Genomic DNA, 17,490 nt, shown 5'->3' with positions numbered 1-17,490 from the left:
ACGGTCCGCCGAGCGGGCTACTGTTCTCCGGACGCGAGCGCTCCCGAGGGCGCGACGAGCGCGTCCGGGTCCGCGACGACCGACACCGCGATCTCCTCGACCGGCCGGTCGCCGAAGCCGACGACGAACGCCGCGCCGTCGCCGACATCCGTCGTCCCTCCGTCGGGGATCGCATCCGTCTCGCCCCGGCCCCGCCCGGCCCCGACGGTCCACCCGTGCGACGCGGCGAGCGTCGCGACGGACGCGAGACCGATCCCGGTGCCGTCGTCCGCGGTCGTGTAGCCGCGCTCGAAGACGCGGTCGCGCTCCGCCGGCGGGATCCCGGGGCCGTCGTCGATGACCGCGAAGCCCCCGTCGAGCGCGACGGCGGTCACGGTCGGACCGGTCCCGGCGTGGACCGCCGCGTTCCGGAAGAGGTTCTCTAAGACGCTCCGGGCCGCGGCCTCGTCCGCGGCGTACGACCCGTCGCCCGCGACAGTCAGCGTCGCGGTCCCCGTCTCCGCGGTCCGCCACGCCTCCTCGGCCAGCGCCGCGAACGAGAACGGCTCGGCGGCCTCGTCGGGGTCCGGGTGGTCGACGGCCGCGAGCGTCTCGTCGACGATCTCGAAGATCCGGTCGTGGGCCCCCTCGACGCGCTCGATCGCCGCCTCGTCGCCCGCGGTCGCGAGGTCCGTGAACCCGTCCGCGACCGCCAGCGGGTTCTTGATGTCGTGCGCCAGCGCGTGCGTCAGCGTCTGGAGCCGGTCGTTCGCCACCTCCAGATCCCGCCGGTTGCGCTCCGAGTCGGTCACGTCCCGTAACAATAACACCGTCCCCTGCGAGCGGCTACCGAGCGTCGGGAGCGGGACGGCCGAAAGCGAGACGAAGCGGGTCTCCCCGTCGACCTCGACGGGGAGGGGCTCGTCGGGGGCCGCGCCGCGCCGGTACGCGGCGTGGACCTCGGGGGCGCTCGCCAGCGCGTCCGCGGCCGCAGCGCCGACGGCGACATCGTCGCCGAGCCACGCGCGGGCGGCGGGGTTCGTGTCTGCGATCCGGCCGCTCCTGTCGACGACGACGATCGGGTCCGGGACCGCTTCCAGCGTCACCTGCCGGGCGACCGGCGTCACGCCGAGCGTCCGCCCGCGTCGGACCGCGACGGTGAAAGCGACGCCCGTGAGCACGAACAGGAGTTCGGGCCGGAACGCGGGCCCGCCTCCGAGGACGACGAACTGCGCGGCCCACGGCGCGCCGGCGCCGACGAGCAGCAGTCCGGCCGACGCGCGGAACGCGGGCGCCGAGTCGTACACGCCGTACGCGAGCGTCGCGAACGTCGCGACGAGCAGGCACTGCGAGTAGAGCCAGCCGGCCCACCACGCCGGACCGAGCTCTCGGACCAGCACCGTCTCGGAGCCGTACGCGACGAGGTCGGTGCCGGTCCGGACCAGCCCGTGGTAGTCGTTCGTCCAGCTCAGCAGCGTCAGCGCCGCGAGCGGGGCCGCCAGGACGAGCAGCCGACGCCGGGAGATCCACGCGTCGTAGCCGAGGTACGACGCGACGAACGCGACCGCCGCGACCGGGACGACGGCGGTCGCGGGGTACTGGACGTTGAGCCAGAACACCTTGCCGGCCTCCGTCGCCGCGACCGCCTCGCCGAACAGCCCGGCGGACCACCAGAAGATCGCACCCATGAACGCGACCGCGGCAAGTCCGCCCGGCTCGTCGCGGTACTCGAACGTGGCTACGGTGGCGCCGGCGGCCACGGCCGCGGCGAGCGCGGCGAGCGGCGCCGTCAGCGAGACGTCTATCAACTCGTTTGTTGTTCAATACGCCACTATATAATACAAACCGTCGGCGTATCGCGCCTGAATATCGGCGGCGCGGCCCGCGCGAGACGCGTCGAACCCGGGCGACCGCCGGGGTCGAGGGTCGGCGACTCCCGTCCGAGAGGTATGTTTATGAACTATCATTAAGAATGCGGATCCGTATGGTGGAAGCTGAGGTCCACGTCATCGACCGCGGCGGATTGTACTGCGATATGAATTACATGATGGAGGCGAACACCATCGGGAGCCACGACGAGCCGAATCCCGACACCGAGTACGGGGAGATCCCGGTGTGGAACCTCGTCATCGACCACCCGGAGGCGACGATCCTCTGGGACACCGGATCGCACCACGACGCCGCCGACGGTCACTGGCCGGAGGGGCTCGTCCAGGCGTTCTACCCGCACGACGCGAGCGAGCACCGCCTCGACGACGATCTTGAGGCGGCGGGCTACTCGCTCGACGACATCGACGCGGTGTTCCAGAGCCACCTCCACCTCGACCACGCGGGCGGCTTGGAGTTCTTCGCGGGCACCGACACGCCCGTCTACGTCCACGAGGAGGAGCTGAAGTTCGCCTACTACAGCGCGAAGACGGACGAGGGGAGCAGCGCGTACGTCCTCGACGACTTCGACCACGACCTGAACTGGCGGGTGCTCCACCGCGACCGCGAGGAGCACTTCACCGACCTCGAGTTCGTCCGGTTCCCCGGCCACACGCCGGGCCTCACCGGGAGCGTGATCCACCTCGACGACGAGGGGACGCTCGTGTTCACCGGCGATCAGGTGTACATGGACGAGAACTACGAGGCGGGGACGCCGCTCGGCGGCCCGCTCGTGTGGGGGAAGACGGAGTGGGCCGAGAGCCTGAACCGGATCCGCGAGCTGGAGCGGCGCCACGACGCCGAGGTCGTGTTCGGCCACGATCCCGAGCAGTTCGCGGCGATCCAGCCGGGGTGGGGAGTGTGAGCTACGAGCGCTCCGTCTCCGCCGAGCCGCACGAGCTCTCGCCCGAGACGGTCTGGGAGGTCCAGATGCCGGCGGTCCGCGTCGGCGCGGGCGCGGCCGACGAGCTCGGGTACCAGCTCGGTCAGCTCGGGCTCGACGGCGACGAGCGCGGGCTGATCGTCACCGACTCGGACCTCGTCTCGCTGGGCCACGTCGACCGCGTCGCGGACGAGCTGGCCGCCGACGGCCTCGACGTCGACGTGTACGACGGCGTCGAGCGCGAGCCCAGCATCGAGGCGGTCCGGGAGTGTATCGCGTTCGTCCGCGAGGAGATGGGCGACGACGGGTACGACTTCTACCTCGGGCTGGGCGGCGGGAGCTGCATGGACACCGCGAAGGCGACCCGCGCCGTCATCGCGAACGGCGGCGACGTGCTCGACTACGTGGCCGCGCCGACCGGCGCGGGCGAGGACCTCACCGAGTCCGGCCCGCCGCTGATCCTGCTGCCGACGACGGCGGGGACCGGCTCCGAGATCTCCCCCGTCGCGATCCTCTCGGTGCCGGAGAAGAACATCAAGGAGGGGATCTCCAGCCCGCACGTCCGCGCCGACGCCGCGGTGCTCGACCCGACGCTCACCACCACGCTGCCGCCGGACCTCACGGCGAAGACCGCGATGGACGCGCTCGGCCACGCGATCGAGGGGTACACCACCCACCGCTACGACGACCTGCTCCGGCCGGAGGACCCGGCCGACCGCCCGGTGTACGCCGGCCGGACCGGCTTCACGGAGATGTTCAGCGAGAAGGCGATCGACCTGCTCTCCTCGAACGTGCGCCGCGTCGTCAACAACGGCGACGACGTCGAGGCGCGCGGCGCGATGCTGAAGGGCGCGCTGTTCGGCGCGATCGCCGGGCTCACCGCCGGCGCGAGCCTCGCCCACGCGATGGCGTACCCCGTCGGCAACAACTACCACACCTACCACGGGGAGACGATCGCGGCGCTCACGCCCGCGAGCACCCTCGGCTACAACGTCGCCAGCGACCCGCCCCGGTTCGCGAAGGTGGCCGAGATGCTCGGCGCCGACACCTCGGGAATGAGCACCCGCGAGGCCGCCGACGAGGCCCGGGAGGAGTTCGTGCGGCTCCAGCGCGACCTCAACGTGCTCCCGAGCGGACTCAACGAGCTCGCCGGGATCACCGACGACGACATCGGCGTACTCGCCGAGAGCACCGTCGAGAGCCAGCAGCGACTCCTCCGGTGTAACCCGCGGCCCGTGACGAAGGAGGACGCCGAGGCGGTGTTCCGGGACGCGCTACACAACTGGGAGTAAAGGCTCTGAGAGTGGGAGACGCTCCGCGTTAGTAAGTGGCGACCGGGACGAACGGCTCGATGTCGTCGGCGTTCCGGTCGGCAGTTATCCTCTGATATGGTCGAGGACCGCGTCGGCGTCGTTCGGGACGGGCTCCGGGTCGCCGCCGGCCTCGTAGGCGGCGTCGGGGTCCTTGAGGAGGTGGCCGGTCGTCAGGCAGACGACCCGCTCGTCGTCGTCGACGACGCCGGAGCGCCGGAGCTTCTTGAGGCCCGCGAGGCTCGCCGCGGAGGCGGGCTCGACGCCGACGCCCTCGCTGGCGAGGTGGCGCTGCGCGGCCGTTATCTCGTCGTCGCTCACGGCGACGGCGGTGCCGTTCGTGTTGCGGATGCCGGGGATCGCCTTCGGGGCGTTGACCGGGTTGCCGATGCGGATCGCGGTCGCGCGCGTCTCGACCTCCTCCCAGCGCCGGATCTCGTCGTTCCCCTCCTCGATCGCCTCGACCATCGGCGCGGCCCCCTCGGCCTGCACGCCGGTGAGCTTGGGCACGTCGTCGACGTCGAGCGCCCCCGACTGGACGAGCTCGCGGAACCCTTTATAAAGCGCCGAGGTGTTGCCCGCGTTGCCGACGGGGAGGACGATCCGGTCCGGGAACGTCCCGTAGTCGGCGTAGAACTCCTCTAAGATCTCGAAGCCGATCGTCTTCTGTCCCTCCAGGCGGAACGGGTTCAGCGAGTTGAGCAGGTACGCCTCGCCGCGGGCGGCCAGCTCCTGAACGATGTCGAGGCAGGCGTCGAAGTTGCCGTCGACCTCTAAGATCCGGGCGCCGTGGAGGCTCGCCTGCGCGACCTTGCCGGCGGCGACCTTCCCGGCCGGGAGGAGGACGAGCGTCTGCATGTCGCCGCGGCCGCCGTACGCGGCGAGCGCGGCCGAGGTATTGCCGGTGGAGGCGCACGCGAGCGCGTCGACGCCGAGTTCCTTCGCGACGCGGACGCCGACGGTCATCCCGCGGTCCTTGAACGAGCCGGTGGGGTTCATCCCCTCGTGTTTGATCCGGAGCGCGTCGACGCCCACCGCCTCCTCGATGCGCGGGACGCGGTGGAGCGGGGTGTCTCCCTCGGGGAGGGTGACGCCCAGGTCGAAGGGGAGCGCCTCGCGGTAGCGCCAGACGCCGCGGTCCGGGCCGTCGGAGGGCGCGCCCGCGCCGAACTCGTCGAACGTCGGCGGGTCGGCGTACCGGACTTCCAGCAGGCCGTCGCAGTCGTCGCAGGTGTACCGGACGTCCTCGAAGGGGGCGAACGTCTCGTCGCACTCGATGCAGGCGAGCCACGTCCCGTCGGCGGCGCAGTCGGGCGCCGCCGGGGCCGGGGCGTCGATGGCGAGATCCATTACGTCGAGGTCCGTTCCGCCGCGGCTTAAGACGGGCGGTCGGAACGGACGTTGCCGGCCGGAACGAAGGTGTTCGGTCGTCGCCGGGCAAGCCGAGTCCGTCCCCTTCAGTCGACGATGATCTCGGAGGTGTCGTCGCCCTCGTCGCCGCCGGAGCCGAGGCGGTCCTGATAGCGCTGGATCCAGTCGGCGAAGCAGTCGGGGCAGAGCCGCTGGGTGTCGATGTTCGCCCGGTCGACGCTCAGCCGGACGGTCCGCGAGAGCGCGTCCGTCGTCGGCTCGCCGCAGGCGTCGCAGGGCTCGGTCGTCGGCGCGTCGCTCATGTCGTACCGGTCGCGGCGCCGGCTCTTAAAAGTACGTCGACGGCTGCGGGGCGCCTCGGGGGGGACGCGACCGCTCAGACGGTCCGGAACGCCCGATCGCCGGCGTCGCCGAGGCCGGGGACGATGAACCCGTCGTCGTCGAGGCGGTCGTCGATGGCGACCGTCAGCAGGTCCGCCTCGGGGACGGCCTCGCTCACGCGGACGAGGCCGGCGGGCGCCGAGACCGCCGAGAGCACGAAGAGGTCCTCGAACTCGTCGGCCTCGTCGAGGACGTGGTCGAGGACGGCGACCATCGTCGACCCCGTCGCGAGCATCGGATCCGCGACGATGACGGTGTCTTCCGGCCGGATCTCGGGGAGCTTCACGTAGTCGATGGTGATCGGGAACTCGCCGTCCGCGGTCATCCCGGCCTCCTCGTCGCGGCCGGCGGAGATGACTCCCTGCTTCGCGCGGGGGAACGCCTTCAACAGCCCCTCGACGAACGGGGTCGCGGCGCGGAGGACGTTGATGATCACCACGTCGTCGAGCCCCTTCACGCGCTCGCCGGTCGTCTCCGCCAGGGGGGTCTCGACGGGGACGTACTCCGTCTCCATCGCGCCGTCGATGATCTCGTAGCCGCAGATGCGGCCGAGCTTCACGAGCCCCTTCCGGAACGCGACCTGCTCGGTCTCGACGTCGCGCAGCCGCGAGAGGGTGTCCGTCGCCAGCGCGTGCGTGATGAGGTGCGCGTCGTCGCGGTCTTCGATCGTCATTGTCCGGAATCGCGCCCGGAACGGCCTTAAAACGTGGCGGATCGAGCGTTCGCCGGGCGGCGTGAAGCGGCGAGGGGGCGCGGCGCTCCCCCTAGCGAAGCACGGCCACGTACGTCACGCCGAAGAGGATCAGCGCCAGCGTCGCGACGTTGACCGCGGTGAGCGCCGCCACGCCGAGGAAGTCGAGCCCCCAGACGACCACCCAGGCGAACCACGTCGAGAGGACGGCGTTCATCGCGAGCAACACCTTCGGGTCGCCCGAGGAGCGCTCGACCCCCTCGCGGATCCCCGGCCCGTCGTCGTCGGCCCCCCCGTCGGCGCTCTTCTCGGCGCTCATACGCCGACTGGCGGGTGTGCGCCACTTAGCTCTTGTCCGTCCGGGACGTACGAGGGCCATGGTCGAAGCGCCCCGTCCCCGCAACCGCCGCGGCGATCCGATCGACCCGATCCCGTTCCTCGTGACGACGGGGCTCGCGTTCACGGTTGTCTTCTCGTTCGGGCCGATCTACGGGCTCGCGTACGGGCTCTCGCTGCGCTCCGCGCTGGCGCTGTCGGGGGCGGCGTTCGCCGGCGCGACGGCGCTCGCGTACCGACAGTTGGTCCGAAGCGCGCCCGCGCTCGACGCCGGTCCCCTCCCGCCGGGTCCGCGCGTCGAGCGGCTGTTCTACGGGGCGGTCGGGCTGGGCGTCGTGCTGGTCGCGCTCACGCTCCCGCTGCTGTGACGGGAGAGGGACGACCGGAACGCGGCGGCGAGAGCGGAACGCGGCGGCGAGAGCGGAACGCGGCGGCGAGAGCGGAACGCGGCGATGTCCCGTGAGCCGACGAATCGGCTGTGCGAATCGATCGCACGACACCCGGAGACTAAGTCGATCGGTGCGGATCATTGTCGTATGGGACTCATCAGCACGGTGACCGACGCGCTTGCGGGCTCGACGGAGACAGCTCCCGGAGTGGCCGGCGACGACGGCTCGGAGGGTTCGTACTGGTGCGACGACTGCGGCGTGCGGGTCCGCGACGTCGACGTCGACGACGAGGGGCTCGACCGCGACGACGAGGGGGTGCCGGCGTGTCCGGACTGCGGCGACGCGATGCGCTTCGAGCGCGCGAGCGGCCACGGCTGCGCCTGCTGAGCGCGAACGTCTCGATTTATAAACGAGTCATGGCTCGCGGAGCACCGTCGACCCGCCCTGCTCGGCCGGGAACGGGGCGGGGTCGACGTCGGCAGGGTCGTCGCCGACGCCCGGGTCGCCGAACGCCGCGAGCTCGTCGTCCGTCAGGAGCGCGTCGTCGAGCCGGTCGACGAGCGCGGCCTCGTCGACCCCGGTGCCGATGACGACGAACTCGGTCCGCCGGTCGCCGTGGTCGTCGTCCCACTCCAAGTCCGGGCGGTTCGAGCGCAGCATGTCGCGCTCGACCGACGGGAGGCTCGCGATCCACGGGCCGAGCGCCTCGACGCGGACCGACCGCCCGGCCTGCCCGACCTGCTGGCGCTGGTCGGTGCCGGCCACCCACAGCGTCCCCTTCGAGCGGACCACGTCGTCGGGGAGGTCCCGGAGGAGGGCGGCGATCCGGTCCGGGTGGAACGGCCGACGGCGTCGGTAGGTGAAGGAGGTGACGCCGTACACCTCGTCGGGGTGACGATGGTCGTGGTCGTGAGTGTGGTCGCCGTCACCATCGTGCCCGTCGTGGTCCCGGGCGCCGTCGCCGTCGTGCCCGTCGTGGGCGTGGTCGCCCGAATTGGCGTCGGTCAGCGCGCGCTTCCAGCCGGGGAGGTCGCCGACCTCGCCCGCGTCGAACAGCCCGACGTCGAGGATCCGGTCCGGGTCGACCGCGGAGAACTCCGCGACGACCGTCTCCGCGTCGGGCTGGAGCGCGCCCACGAGGTCGATCGCCTCGTCCATCTCCGCGTCGGTACAGAGGTCCGCCTTGTTACAGACGACGAGGTTCGACACCTCGACCTGCTCGACGAGGAGGTCCGAGAGTGGGCGGTCGGCATCGCCGTCGCCCGCGCCGTCGTTCCCGCGGCCGTCGCCCGCGGCGTCGTTTCCGCGGCCGGCGACGGCCGCGCCGTCCGGATCGACGCGCCGCTCCGGCGTCTCGTCGCCGGCGAACGCGTCGAGGAACTGGCGCGTGTCGATCACGGTCACCAGCGCGTCGACGCGGTACCGCGCTGCCGCGCGCGATTCGGTCGTGAACAGCCGCGCGACCGGCGCGGGCTCGGAGATGCCCGAGGACTCGACGACCAGGGCGTCGAAGGAGCGCTCGTTCGCGAGCCGCACCACGGCGCTTTCGAGGTCGTCTTGCAGCTCACAGCAGATACAGCCGTTCGACAGCTCGGTGACGCCCTCGACGTCGACCTCGGACTCCTCCGCGATCAGGTCCGCGTCGACGTTCACGTCGCCCATGTCGTTGACGAGGACCGCGATGTCGCGGTCGCCGGCGTTCCGGAGCAGGTGGTTCAGAAGGGTCGTCTTGCCCGCGCCGAGTCCCCCCGAGAGCACGGTCACCGGGATGCGGTCGTCCATACGGTCGGATCGGCCACGACGCTCTTGAACCCCCGGGCGGCGAGCGGGAGCGGACGGGCGGCGAGCGGGAACGACCGGGCGCCGGGGCCCGCCACGGGCCGATCCGAGCCGATACGTTGATAGGCTGGGGTCGTCGAACTCGCGGTATGGTTCTGTCCGCCTCCGCCGTGTCGCTCGTCAGCGTCGCGGTGACCGTGCTGATGGTCGCCGCGATGCTGTATCTCGTCTGGGGAGCGCTCGGCGACGACATCCACACGCCGAGCCCCGGCAACGAGGACCGACCGGAACTGGACGACGACGACGCCGAGTCCGACGAGGCGTCGAGCGAGCTCACGGACGGGAACACCGCCTGACGACTCGCGCTCCGCGGGCGAATCCGTGCCGCGGACCGTGGCTGTGCCGCCCCGGACCGCGACAGGTTTTAACGCGGGTGGAGTGTCATGAGAGATAATGACAGTAGCCGACCGGATCGAGACGTTTCGGGCCACGCTGGAGGAGTGGCTCCGGGGCCTGTACCACGGGATGATCACGCATCCGGCCTACGAGAAGATCGAGAAGGAGGCCGAGGACGCCGAAGACGAGTTCATGCTGGCGTGTTTCCCGGACGCGTTCGGGATCCCGTCGCCGGTGTCGTACTACACCGCCGAGCTGCTCCCGTACCTCGAAGACGAGTTCGAGGCGTGGGAGCGGCGGCTGTGGGACCGCGAGACGCTGATCGAGCGGAAGGGCCAGCAGTACCACTTCTGATGACGGGACGACACCTACCCCGCGACTGATGGAGCAGTTCGTCTTCTTCGGCGGCAAGGGCGGCGTCGGAAAGACCACCGTCTCGTGCGCGTACGCCCACCGCTGCGCCCGCGACGGGGTGCGAACGCTCGTCGTCTCCACCGACCCGGCACACTCCGTGTCGGACGTGTTCGACCAGCAGTTCGGCGACGAGCCGGAATCGGTCGCGGGCGTCGAGGGGCTGGACGCGATGGAGATCGACCCCGAAGACGAGATGCAGCGGCATCTCGACGAGATCCGCGAGGCGCTCTCGGAGCAGGTGTCGGCCGCGATGGTCTCGGAGATCAACCGCCAGCTGGAGATGTCCCACGGGACGCCCGGCGCGTACGAGTCGGCGCTGTTCGACGCGTTCGTCGACGTGATGCGCACGGAGAGCGAGCCGTACGACCGCGTCGTCTTCGACACCGCGCCCACGGGCTCGACGCTGCGGCTGCTCGGGCTCCCGGAGTTCCTCGGCGACTGGATCGACCGGCTGCTGTACAAGCGCAAGCAGTCGATCGACCTGTTCGAAAAGGCCGCGGTCGGGGACATGGAGCCCCGGCGCCTGCTGGAGGGCGACCCCGTGATCGAGCGGCTCCAGCGGCGCAAGGAGTTCTTCGAGTACGCCGGCGAGACGATGCGGAACGAGGCCGCCTTCTTCCTCGTGTTCAACCCCGACCAGCTCTCGGTCAACGAGACGGCGCGGGCGATCGAGGGGTTCACCGACCGGGACCTGCGAGTCCGCGGGCTGGTGGCGAACAAGCTCACGCCGTCGCCCGACGAGGACGAGGAGGGACGCGGCGCGCGCTACCTCCGCGAGAAGGTCGAGACAGAGCGCGAGCGACTCGCGCAGGTCCGCGAGGGGTTCGACCCGCCGCTCGTCGCCGAGATCGAGTCGCGCACGACGGAAGTCCGCGGGGACGTGCTCGCCGACGTCGCGGCCTCCCTCGACGTGGAACCGTCAGTGACCCACGACTGAAGTCGTGGGCTTGTCAGTGGACTCCCCTTCTGTCGTCGAATCGACGCTGGCGGTGAATCCGCCCTTCAGGTTCAGCGTCCCTGACTTTAGCGCACACTGACAGGGTGCGCCTCCATCCGAAGACGTCTGCCCCGAATGGAGTCGTTTCAACAGTTTCCGAGCGATGTTCTTGCTCGCGTTGTAGTCCGCGTTCAGCTCGTAGTCGCACTTCTGACACGCGAACTGGTGTTTCGACCCCCGATTTCTCTCGTGTGTGAAGCCGCACCTCGAACACCGCTGAGACGTATATGCGGGACTCACCTGCTCGACTTCAATCTCGAGCATCTCCGCTTTGTACTCGACGTACTCGTATAAGCGTCGGAACGCCCACGCGTGGAATCGCTTCGCACCAGCCATCCGGTCGCGGATGTCTGTCAGATCCTCGAACGCGATGTGCGTACACCCGTGGTTGCGAGCTTCGTCGAGAATCTGGTTCGAGGCGCGGTGGAGTTCGTCCTGTATCCAGCGGTGTTCTCGGTCGTCCATCGACTGGATCGACAGGTGCGCCGACCGCGTACCCGTCTGTTGCATCGACCCGCGCGTCTTCTCGAACTCGCGGCGTCGATGATTCATCTCGTCGGCGTTCCCGATGAACGCACCCGTCGACGTCACGGCGAGCGAGCCGTCCACGTTCAGATCGACGCCAAGGACTGTTCTGTGCTCGGCGTCAGAAGAAGCAGCCGTGGGCTGTTTGTTCTCGTCCTGCTCGTCCGTGGTGCGGCGCATTCGCGCGTGGAGGTAGAACGCCTCGCTCGAGCGGTCGTACTGGAGCGTGGACATCCGGAACTCGTAGTCCTCGTTCAGTAGGTACTCGCCGATCGGTGTCTCCTCAGGATCGTCAGGAATCACGTACTCACACTCGACACGCCCGTTCACCGTCGAAAGGGAGACGTGGTCGCGGTGGAACGTCGCGGAACGCTTGTCGTAGACGACGCTCCACGCGTCGAACTGCGGCTGACTAGTGGTTTCGCCCTTTTTGAGTCGGGCAACACCGCTTTTTGTGGCCTCGATAGCGCGTCGAATCCCCTTCTGAACGAGGTTCGCAGTCAGCTCCGTTTCATTGCGAAGTCGGTCGTAAAGCGCGGTTTCGGCTTGTTGTTTTGAGGTGACGCAGTGCTCGTCCGGGTGTCGCCACGCCCATGCTGCGGTCGTGTTCGCACAGTGGAGGAACTGCTCTTTCGTCTGATGGAGGTCGTCGCACCGCCCCTCGGGCACGTCAAGTTTGACTTTGACGGTGCGAATCACATCCTCCATCTGTATTTCACATGTTAATCTATTTATTCATAAAGTCTGCGGCTGGTAGTGGGGAGTCAAGTTGCTATCGCTCGTGGTATGTTGCGGGGAGTCGGATTCCTCCCACGGCTGAAGCCGTGGGCTTCCTCCTCGTTCCTCTGTGACGCGCGGAACGCGGGCGGCGAGCCGGCCTCGCTCTCTCGCGGCGGAGCGGTTCCACCGGACCGAACCGGGAGACTCAAAGCGCGCGCGAGGTCGATCGGAGCGCCGATAGCACGAATTTTACCGGTGAGTCAGAGAAAAGAACCGGGTTTCGGCGACGCCCCCGGCGCGACCGGCAGATATTGACGTTAACCATCATGAACGAAGGTAACGTTTAAGTTGAACATAGTGAACCGATATCACGAGGGAGGGAACCTATGACAAGTGTAATTTGGATCGTCGTTGCCGTGCTGGGCACGTTCACCGTGGGGTACATGGGGTACTCGCGGTACCTCTCGCAGTTCGTCGACCTCGACGACGAGCGGGAGACGCCGGCACACAAGTACGAAGACGGACAGGAGTACGTACCGTCGAAGAAGCCGGTACTACTGGGGCATCACTTCTCGAGCATCGCGGGCGGCGCGCCGATCGTCGGCCCGATCACTGCGGGGGCGATCTGGGGATGGGTCCCCGCGCTGCTGTGGGTCGCGATCGGGAACCCGCTGATGGGCGCGGTCCACGACTTCATCTCGCTGTCGAGCTCGATCCGCCACGAGGGGCGCTCGATCGGTTACATCGTCGGGCAGTACGTCGGGGAACGCGGCAAGAACCTGCTGCTGTGGTTCGCGTTCCTCACGATCATCCTCGTCGTCGCCGTGTTCGCGCTGGTCGTCGGGATAGTGTTGAACGCGTTCCCGTCGGCGGCGACCGCGAGCTTCGTGTACATCGGGCTCGCGGTCGTGTTCGGCGTGTACCTCTACCAGCTCGACGGGCCGTTCATTCCCGGGACCGTCGTGTTCGTCGCCGGCGTGTTCGCCGGCGTGTGGGTCGGCATCCAGTACCCGTTCGCGTTCTTCCAGCTGGCGGGCGACGCCTCCCACGCCGCGGGCACGTTCGTCCTCTTCGAGGGGAGCACGGGTTCGTGGGTTCCCGGCGCGGGCGCGCTCGGCGGCAACACGGCCGCGTGGGTGCCCGTCATCCTGATATACGCGGTGATCGCCAGCGCGCTCCCGGTCTGGACGCTGCTCCAGCCGCGCGACTACCTGTCGTCGTTCCTGCTGTACGCGGGCGTCGGCGGCGCGCTGGTGGCGATCATCGTCGGCACGGTGCTCGGAACGTCCTCGCAGCCGCTCGTCGTCGACAGCAGCATCCAGCCGTTCCAGGGGTTCATGGGGGTCGACAGCCGTGCGCCGTATCCGCTGTTCCCCATGCTGTTCGTGACGATCGCCTGCGGGACGATCAGCGGCTTCCACTCGCTCGTCTCCTCGGGGACGACGGCCAAGCAGCTGAACAAGGAGAGCGACGCCCGGCTCATCGGCTACGGCGGCATGCTCGGTGAGGGGTTACTCGCCGCGACGGCGCTGTCCGCGCTCGCCATCGCCGGGTTCGCGTCCGACGCCGCGGCCGGCGGCATCGGCGGCGCGCTGCCGAACTTCGCGACCGGCGGCGGGATCATCCTCACGAGCCTGAACATCCCCACCGCGTACGGCGCTCCCTTCATGGCGCTGGTGCTCGTGAGCTTCCTGCTCACCTCCACGGACACGGCCGCGCGGCTCGGCCGCTACATGATGGAGGAGATCGTCGGGACGAAGGGGACCCAGAGCGAGACCGGCTTCGCGGGCGGCATCGGTTCGTTCGCCCGCGGTCGGTACACGAATCCTGTCATTCAGGGGCTCATCGCGTACGCGCTGGTCATCTCCGGCGAGTGGGCGACCCTGTGGGCGCTGTTCGGGAGCGCGAATCAGCTGCTCGCCGCGCTCGCGCTGCTCACCGGAACCGTCTGGCTCGCCAACTGGGACGAGACGAAACAGCTCGTCAGCACGGGCGTGCCGATGGCGATCATGGTCGTGATCACCGTGATCGCCCTGGCGTTCCTGGCGGGGTATCAGTGGTTCTTCGTCAACCTCGTTCAGGGCGGCGTCACCGGCATCGGCGGCCAGATATCGATGGTCGTCCGCATCGTCCTCGCGGCCGTCCTCGTCTACCTCGCGCTGTCGCTCGTGCGCATCGGCTACAGCAACATCACGAGCGTCCGCGGCGGCGACCGGCCCGCGGCGGAGCCGAGCGACGACTGACGCCGCCGACCGACCCCGCCCCCTGCCCTCTACGGTTTTTTCGGCGCCGCTTCGACCGCTACCGCCAGAACCGCTTCGCCAGCCGCGAGAAGAACCCCTCGTCCGGCTCCGCGACCGCCTCCCACAGGCGGAACGCGCCGGCGACGTCAGCGACCTCGCTCGCGACCAGCTCCTCCTCGTCGGGCGCGACGACGATCAGGTTCACCTCGTAGTGGCCGTAGTAGCCGAACTTCAGCAGCGTTCGGTCGCGGAACCCGTCGACGAAGTCGGCGACGTCGTCAGGGATCCGGTCCGCGACGAGCGCGACGGTGACGTCCGTCCCGTAGTGTTCCTCGTCGGCCTCGACGCGGTCGTCAGCCACCGCGTGGGCGAACTCCACGAGCCGTTCGAGCTCGGCGACCGACGGGGTCGAGACGCGCCGAGCGAACAGGAACTCCATCATGTCGTGGTCCGCGTAGCTCAGCGCCGGGTGGAGGAACTGCTTCTGGTTGCGCACCCGCATCTCGGCCGTCATGTCGAAGCGCTCGCCGTCGACGACGACATCACGGTCGAGGTCGTAGCTGTACAGCAGCCGGTCGGAGACCCGGTCGAGGTACTCGTCGTCGTAGTCGGGGACGGCCTCGCGGATCTCGGCCGGCAGCTCCTCGGGGTCGCGGCGGCCGTCGCCTCCCGCTGGGGCGGTCCCGTCGCTGCCCGTCGCGTCGCCGCCCGTCGCGTCGCCGCCCTCCGGCCCGGCCCGCTCACTCATCGTCCGGGTCGTAGGCGACCGCGTCGCCGTCGGCCGGCGGCGCGCCGATCGCGAGCACGGTGACGGGGGCGTCGGCGTCGGCCGGGTTGTACGCGCGCTGCGGGCTCTCGGGGTCGACGACGAACAGGTCGTCCGCGGGAATCTCGTAGGTCTCCTCGGGCGTCTCCACCGAGAGCGTCCCGTCGAGCACGTAGAACGCCTCCTGTTGCGTCTCGTGGTAGTGGTACGCGAGCGGGAGCTGCTCGCCCGGCTCGGCCCTGAATCGGTTGATCGCCGCGGCGTCGAGGCCGCCCGGCTCGGAGAGCTTCCGGCACTCGCACGGTCGGTCCGGCTCCGGGTCGACCGAGTCGACGTCGACGACGCGATATCCCATGCCAACGCATTCCACGGAGCGAGTAAAAAGGGCGTCGGGAGCGGGATGCCGGCGGCGACCCGGGCGTCGACGCGGTGCCGCAGCCGACGAGATCGAGCGTCCGAAACGGGCGGGAGCGGGAGCTAGGCGCGGTTTTAAGAAGACGCACGGCGTAACGTGTCGTGAGAGACCATGGCAGACGAACGAGACCGGTCCGACGGGGACGACGGCGCGGTTGAGGTCGAGGCCTGCGGCCGCTGCTCGATGTCGACCGTCGTCGGCGCGGTGTCGAGCGATCAGTCCTCCGAAGAGCGGGCCGAGCGCGACCCGTTCTCGGGCGAGCGGATCGAGGTCGACGAGTCGTCGGTCCGGCGCGTCTCGCCGGCCGGGTACTTCGGCGACCTCAAAGCGCGGATCGACGCGTTCGCGCGCCGGATCGCGTACGGAGAGTAGGCATCGGCCGGAAGTCGGCGTCAACTGCAAGCCGGCGTCGGCCACGGGTCAGACCGCGAGCCGCGCTCGGCGAGTCACGTCAGTTCGGGGAGACTTATACGCGTCCGTGCCGTAGCGAGGGCAACCGATGGAAGAGAGCATCTCCGGGTTCAAGGTGCGCGGCGACTGGGGAGACGTCGTCGAACACGGCGAGCGGATCGCCTTGGCGCTCCGGGAGGTCGGCGTCGACGGCGACGCCTACTACGAGTTCGACGAGTGGCGTCCCAAGACCCACGAGCGCATCGACGAGGACGTCTCGGAGAAGACCGCGGCGCAGGCGTCCGTCGACGAGGGGAAAGGCGAGCGCGCGGGGCAGTCGCCCGGCGACGACCTCCAGACGGCCGGCGAGAAGCTCACGGAGTCCTACGAGAAGGTCGAGGAGAACGACACGGAGAGCGCCCGCGAGAGCTGGGGGGAGTCGATCGAGCACGTCGCCCGCGCGGCCGACTCCGCCAGCCGGAAGGCGCTCCGGAAGGTGGAAGACGCCGTCTACCGCAACGTGATGACCCAGATGGCGCCGTACTACTTCGACAACGAGCTCGTCAGCGCCAATATCCAGGAGGTCGCCCGCGCCGAGGACGGCGAGACGTTCGTCTTCGAGGTGAACGTCAACGACGACGAGCTGAAAACGGAGGTCTCCGAGGTCCTCGGCGAGTACGAGTCCGAGATCGACCGCTGGCACGTCGAGACCGAGAAGCGGACCGACGACATCGCGGCGGCCGAGGGCGTCGAGCCGCCCGCCGAGGAGGGCGGCCCGGACTCGACGACGACGTGAGATCGGGAGCGATCCCGCCGACCACGCCGGCGCATCGCCCGCGTCGACGGGACGGCCGCCGCGGGCCGAGCGACATCGGTCGCCTTTAACTCGCCGACCGTCGTATCACACCCATGAGCGAGGTACTCCGAGTCGAGGCGGGCGAGCTGTCCGTCGACGAACTCATCGACGCGCTCAACGACGGCCGGCGGATCCTCGTCGACGTCGAGGTCGCCGGCGCTAACCACGAGGTCGCCCTCCGCTACGACGGGGAGACGTACCACTGCGACACGCCGACGAACCTCCACCGGCACGCGGACGAGTCGGGGATGCGGGGTTGTATCGACCAGATGGGGTACGCGGCGGACGAATGACCGCGTCGAGCCGCCGTGACGGGTATTTAACAGCACCGCGCGCGGATCGACCGACATGAGCGATCCCGAGATCGAGGACCTCGTCGGCGACACCTCGCCTTCCTTCGAGCACGTCCTCTCCTGCGTCTTCGGCGTACGCGACCACGAGAGCCGCGCGTACCTCGAACTGCTCGAGTACCCGGGCAGCACCGTCTCGGAACTGGCCGACGCGCTCGACCGCGACCGGTCGAACGTGAACCGGTCGCTGTCGACCCTGCGGGAGAAGGGGCTCGTCGAGCGCCGGCGGCGGCTGCTCGACTCCGGCGGCTACGTCTACCAGTACACCGCGACTCCGGTCCCGGAGGCCAAGCGCCGACTCCACGACGCGCTCGACGAGTGGGTCGCGGACGTCCACGACGCGATCGACGGGTTCGACCCGGACGATCGCTGA

Annotated in this window: 21 protein-coding genes; 12 read left to right on the top strand and 9 right to left on the bottom strand. The window is 69.4% G+C overall.

Features of this window, described 5'->3' with window-relative positions; all coding sequences use genetic code 11:
- Window positions 1–17: 17 nt before the first annotated feature.
- On the bottom strand, window positions 18–1,787 hold the full coding sequence (locus J7656_RS01505; RefSeq protein ID WP_211553860.1) for a sensor histidine kinase: 1,770 nt from the start codon (window positions 1,785–1,787) through the stop codon (window positions 18–20).
- Between the two features lie 176 nt (window positions 1,788–1,963).
- Here J7656_RS01505 and J7656_RS01500 point away from each other — a divergent pair, with 176 nt between their 5' ends.
- Both J7656_RS01500 and J7656_RS01495 read left to right on the top strand, forming a co-directional pair.
- On the top strand, window positions 1,964–2,770 hold the full coding sequence (locus J7656_RS01500) for an N-acyl homoserine lactonase family protein (protein WP_211553858.1): 807 nt from the start codon (window positions 1,964–1,966) through the stop codon (window positions 2,768–2,770).
- Entirely contained in the window at window positions 2,767–4,080 is a 1,314-nt protein-coding gene (locus J7656_RS01495; protein WP_211553856.1) for a hydroxyacid-oxoacid transhydrogenase, read from the top strand. Before J7656_RS01500 ends, J7656_RS01495 begins: the two co-directional genes overlap by 4 nt.
- 84 nt (window positions 4,081–4,164) lie before the next feature.
- Here the strand turns inward: J7656_RS01495 and thrC are convergent, their stop codons facing one another.
- The 4 genes from thrC to J7656_RS01475 form a co-directional block, all read right to left on the bottom strand.
- The gene (gene thrC, locus J7656_RS01490; RefSeq protein WP_211553854.1) at window positions 4,165–5,448 is read right to left on the bottom strand and encodes a threonine synthase; all 1,284 of its coding nucleotides are present in this window, start codon (window positions 5,446–5,448) and stop codon (window positions 4,165–4,167) included.
- A gap of 107 nt (window positions 5,449–5,555) precedes the next feature.
- A complete protein-coding gene (locus J7656_RS01485) occupies window positions 5,556–5,771 on the bottom strand; it encodes a DUF7569 family protein (RefSeq protein WP_004599263.1) in 216 nt (71 codons plus the stop codon).
- Window positions 5,772–5,845: 74 nt separating this feature from the next.
- Window positions 5,846–6,523 carry a uracil phosphoribosyltransferase gene (gene upp, locus J7656_RS01480; RefSeq protein ID WP_211553852.1) on the bottom strand — a complete coding sequence of 226 codons (678 nt, stop codon included), beginning with the start codon at window positions 6,521–6,523 and terminating at the stop codon, window positions 5,846–5,848.
- A gap of 91 nt (window positions 6,524–6,614) precedes the next feature.
- A complete protein-coding gene (locus J7656_RS01475; RefSeq protein ID WP_211553850.1) occupies window positions 6,615–6,860 on the bottom strand; it encodes a DUF8107 family protein in 246 nt (81 codons plus the stop codon).
- A 58-nt stretch (window positions 6,861–6,918) separates the two neighbouring features.
- Here J7656_RS01475 and J7656_RS01470 point away from each other — a divergent pair, with 58 nt between their 5' ends.
- Window positions 6,919–7,245 carry a hypothetical protein gene (locus J7656_RS01470; protein WP_211553848.1) on the top strand — a complete coding sequence of 109 codons (327 nt, stop codon included), beginning with the start codon at window positions 6,919–6,921 and terminating at the stop codon, window positions 7,243–7,245.
- Window positions 7,246–7,413: 168 nt separating this feature from the next.
- Complete coding sequence (locus J7656_RS01465; RefSeq protein WP_017343543.1) at window positions 7,414–7,653, top strand: hypothetical protein; 240 nt, start codon at window positions 7,414–7,416, stop codon at window positions 7,651–7,653.
- 27 nt (window positions 7,654–7,680) lie between these two features.
- Here J7656_RS01465 and J7656_RS01460 read toward each other — a convergent pair whose 3' ends face one another.
- Window positions 7,681–9,048 (bottom strand): CobW family GTP-binding protein, encoded by a 1,368-nt coding sequence (locus tag J7656_RS01460; protein WP_211553846.1) that lies wholly within the window; start codon window positions 9,046–9,048, stop codon window positions 7,681–7,683.
- A gap of 146 nt (window positions 9,049–9,194) precedes the next feature.
- On the opposite strand from J7656_RS01460, the gene J7656_RS01455 reads away from it, so the two are divergent.
- From J7656_RS01455 to J7656_RS01445, 3 genes are all read left to right on the top strand, one after another.
- Window positions 9,195–9,401 (top strand): hypothetical protein, encoded by a 207-nt coding sequence (locus J7656_RS01455; RefSeq protein WP_017343541.1) that lies wholly within the window; start codon window positions 9,195–9,197, stop codon window positions 9,399–9,401.
- Between the two features lie 97 nt (window positions 9,402–9,498).
- Complete coding sequence (locus J7656_RS01450) at window positions 9,499–9,795, top strand: DUF7990 family protein (protein ID WP_017343540.1); 297 nt, start codon at window positions 9,499–9,501, stop codon at window positions 9,793–9,795.
- Window positions 9,796–9,823: 28 nt separating this feature from the next.
- The gene (locus tag J7656_RS01445) at window positions 9,824–10,792 is read left to right on the top strand and encodes an ArsA family ATPase (RefSeq protein ID WP_211553844.1); all 969 of its coding nucleotides are present in this window, start codon (window positions 9,824–9,826) and stop codon (window positions 10,790–10,792) included.
- Here the strand turns inward: J7656_RS01445 and J7656_RS01440 are convergent.
- Window positions 10,775–12,085 (bottom strand): RNA-guided endonuclease InsQ/TnpB family protein, encoded by a 1,311-nt coding sequence (locus J7656_RS01440; protein ID WP_017343538.1) that lies wholly within the window; start codon window positions 12,083–12,085, stop codon window positions 10,775–10,777. The two genes, J7656_RS01445 and J7656_RS01440, sit on opposite strands and share 18 nt — an antisense overlap.
- A gap of 398 nt (window positions 12,086–12,483) precedes the next feature.
- Between J7656_RS01440 and J7656_RS01435 the strand changes: the two genes are divergently transcribed.
- Window positions 12,484–14,340 carry a carbon starvation CstA family protein gene (locus J7656_RS01435; protein ID WP_026046240.1) on the top strand — a complete coding sequence of 619 codons (1,857 nt, stop codon included), beginning with the start codon at window positions 12,484–12,486 and terminating at the stop codon, window positions 14,338–14,340.
- Window positions 14,341–14,398: 58 nt separating this feature from the next.
- On the opposite strand, the gene J7656_RS01430 is transcribed toward J7656_RS01435, so the two are convergent.
- Both J7656_RS01430 and J7656_RS01425 read right to left on the bottom strand, forming a co-directional pair.
- Window positions 14,399–15,088 carry a DUF8052 family protein gene (locus J7656_RS01430; protein ID WP_017343536.1) on the bottom strand — a complete coding sequence of 230 codons (690 nt, stop codon included), beginning with the start codon at window positions 15,086–15,088 and terminating at the stop codon, window positions 14,399–14,401.
- The gene (locus J7656_RS01425; RefSeq protein WP_017343535.1) at window positions 15,081–15,461 is read right to left on the bottom strand and encodes a cupin domain-containing protein; all 381 of its coding nucleotides are present in this window, start codon (window positions 15,459–15,461) and stop codon (window positions 15,081–15,083) included. The genes J7656_RS01430 and J7656_RS01425 overlap by 8 nt, the downstream gene beginning before the upstream one ends.
- A 171-nt stretch (window positions 15,462–15,632) precedes the next feature.
- Here J7656_RS01425 and J7656_RS01420 point away from each other — a divergent pair, with 171 nt between their 5' ends.
- The 4 genes from J7656_RS01420 to J7656_RS01405 all read left to right on the top strand — a co-directional run bounded on the left by J7656_RS01420 (window position 15,633) and on the right by J7656_RS01405 (window position 17,490).
- Window positions 15,633–15,893 (top strand): DUF8007 family protein, encoded by a 261-nt coding sequence (locus J7656_RS01420; RefSeq protein ID WP_017343534.1) that lies wholly within the window; start codon window positions 15,633–15,635, stop codon window positions 15,891–15,893.
- A 127-nt stretch (window positions 15,894–16,020) separates the two neighbouring features.
- Window positions 16,021–16,707 carry a DUF5828 family protein gene (locus J7656_RS01415; protein WP_017343533.1) on the top strand — a complete coding sequence of 229 codons (687 nt, stop codon included), beginning with the start codon at window positions 16,021–16,023 and terminating at the stop codon, window positions 16,705–16,707.
- Between the two features lie 113 nt (window positions 16,708–16,820).
- On the top strand, window positions 16,821–17,060 hold the full coding sequence (locus tag J7656_RS01410; RefSeq protein ID WP_017343532.1) for a DUF8001 family protein: 240 nt from the start codon (window positions 16,821–16,823) through the stop codon (window positions 17,058–17,060).
- 55 nt (window positions 17,061–17,115) lie between these two features.
- Entirely contained in the window at window positions 17,116–17,490 is a 375-nt protein-coding gene (locus tag J7656_RS01405) for a helix-turn-helix domain-containing protein (RefSeq protein ID WP_211553842.1), read from the top strand.

This window comes from Halorubrum ruber (assembly GCF_018228765.1).
In the GTDB taxonomy this organism is placed as follows: Archaea; Halobacteriota; Halobacteria; order Halobacteriales; family Haloferacaceae; genus Halorubrum; species Halorubrum ruber.
This window is presented reverse-complemented; position numbering and strand designations above follow the sequence as displayed.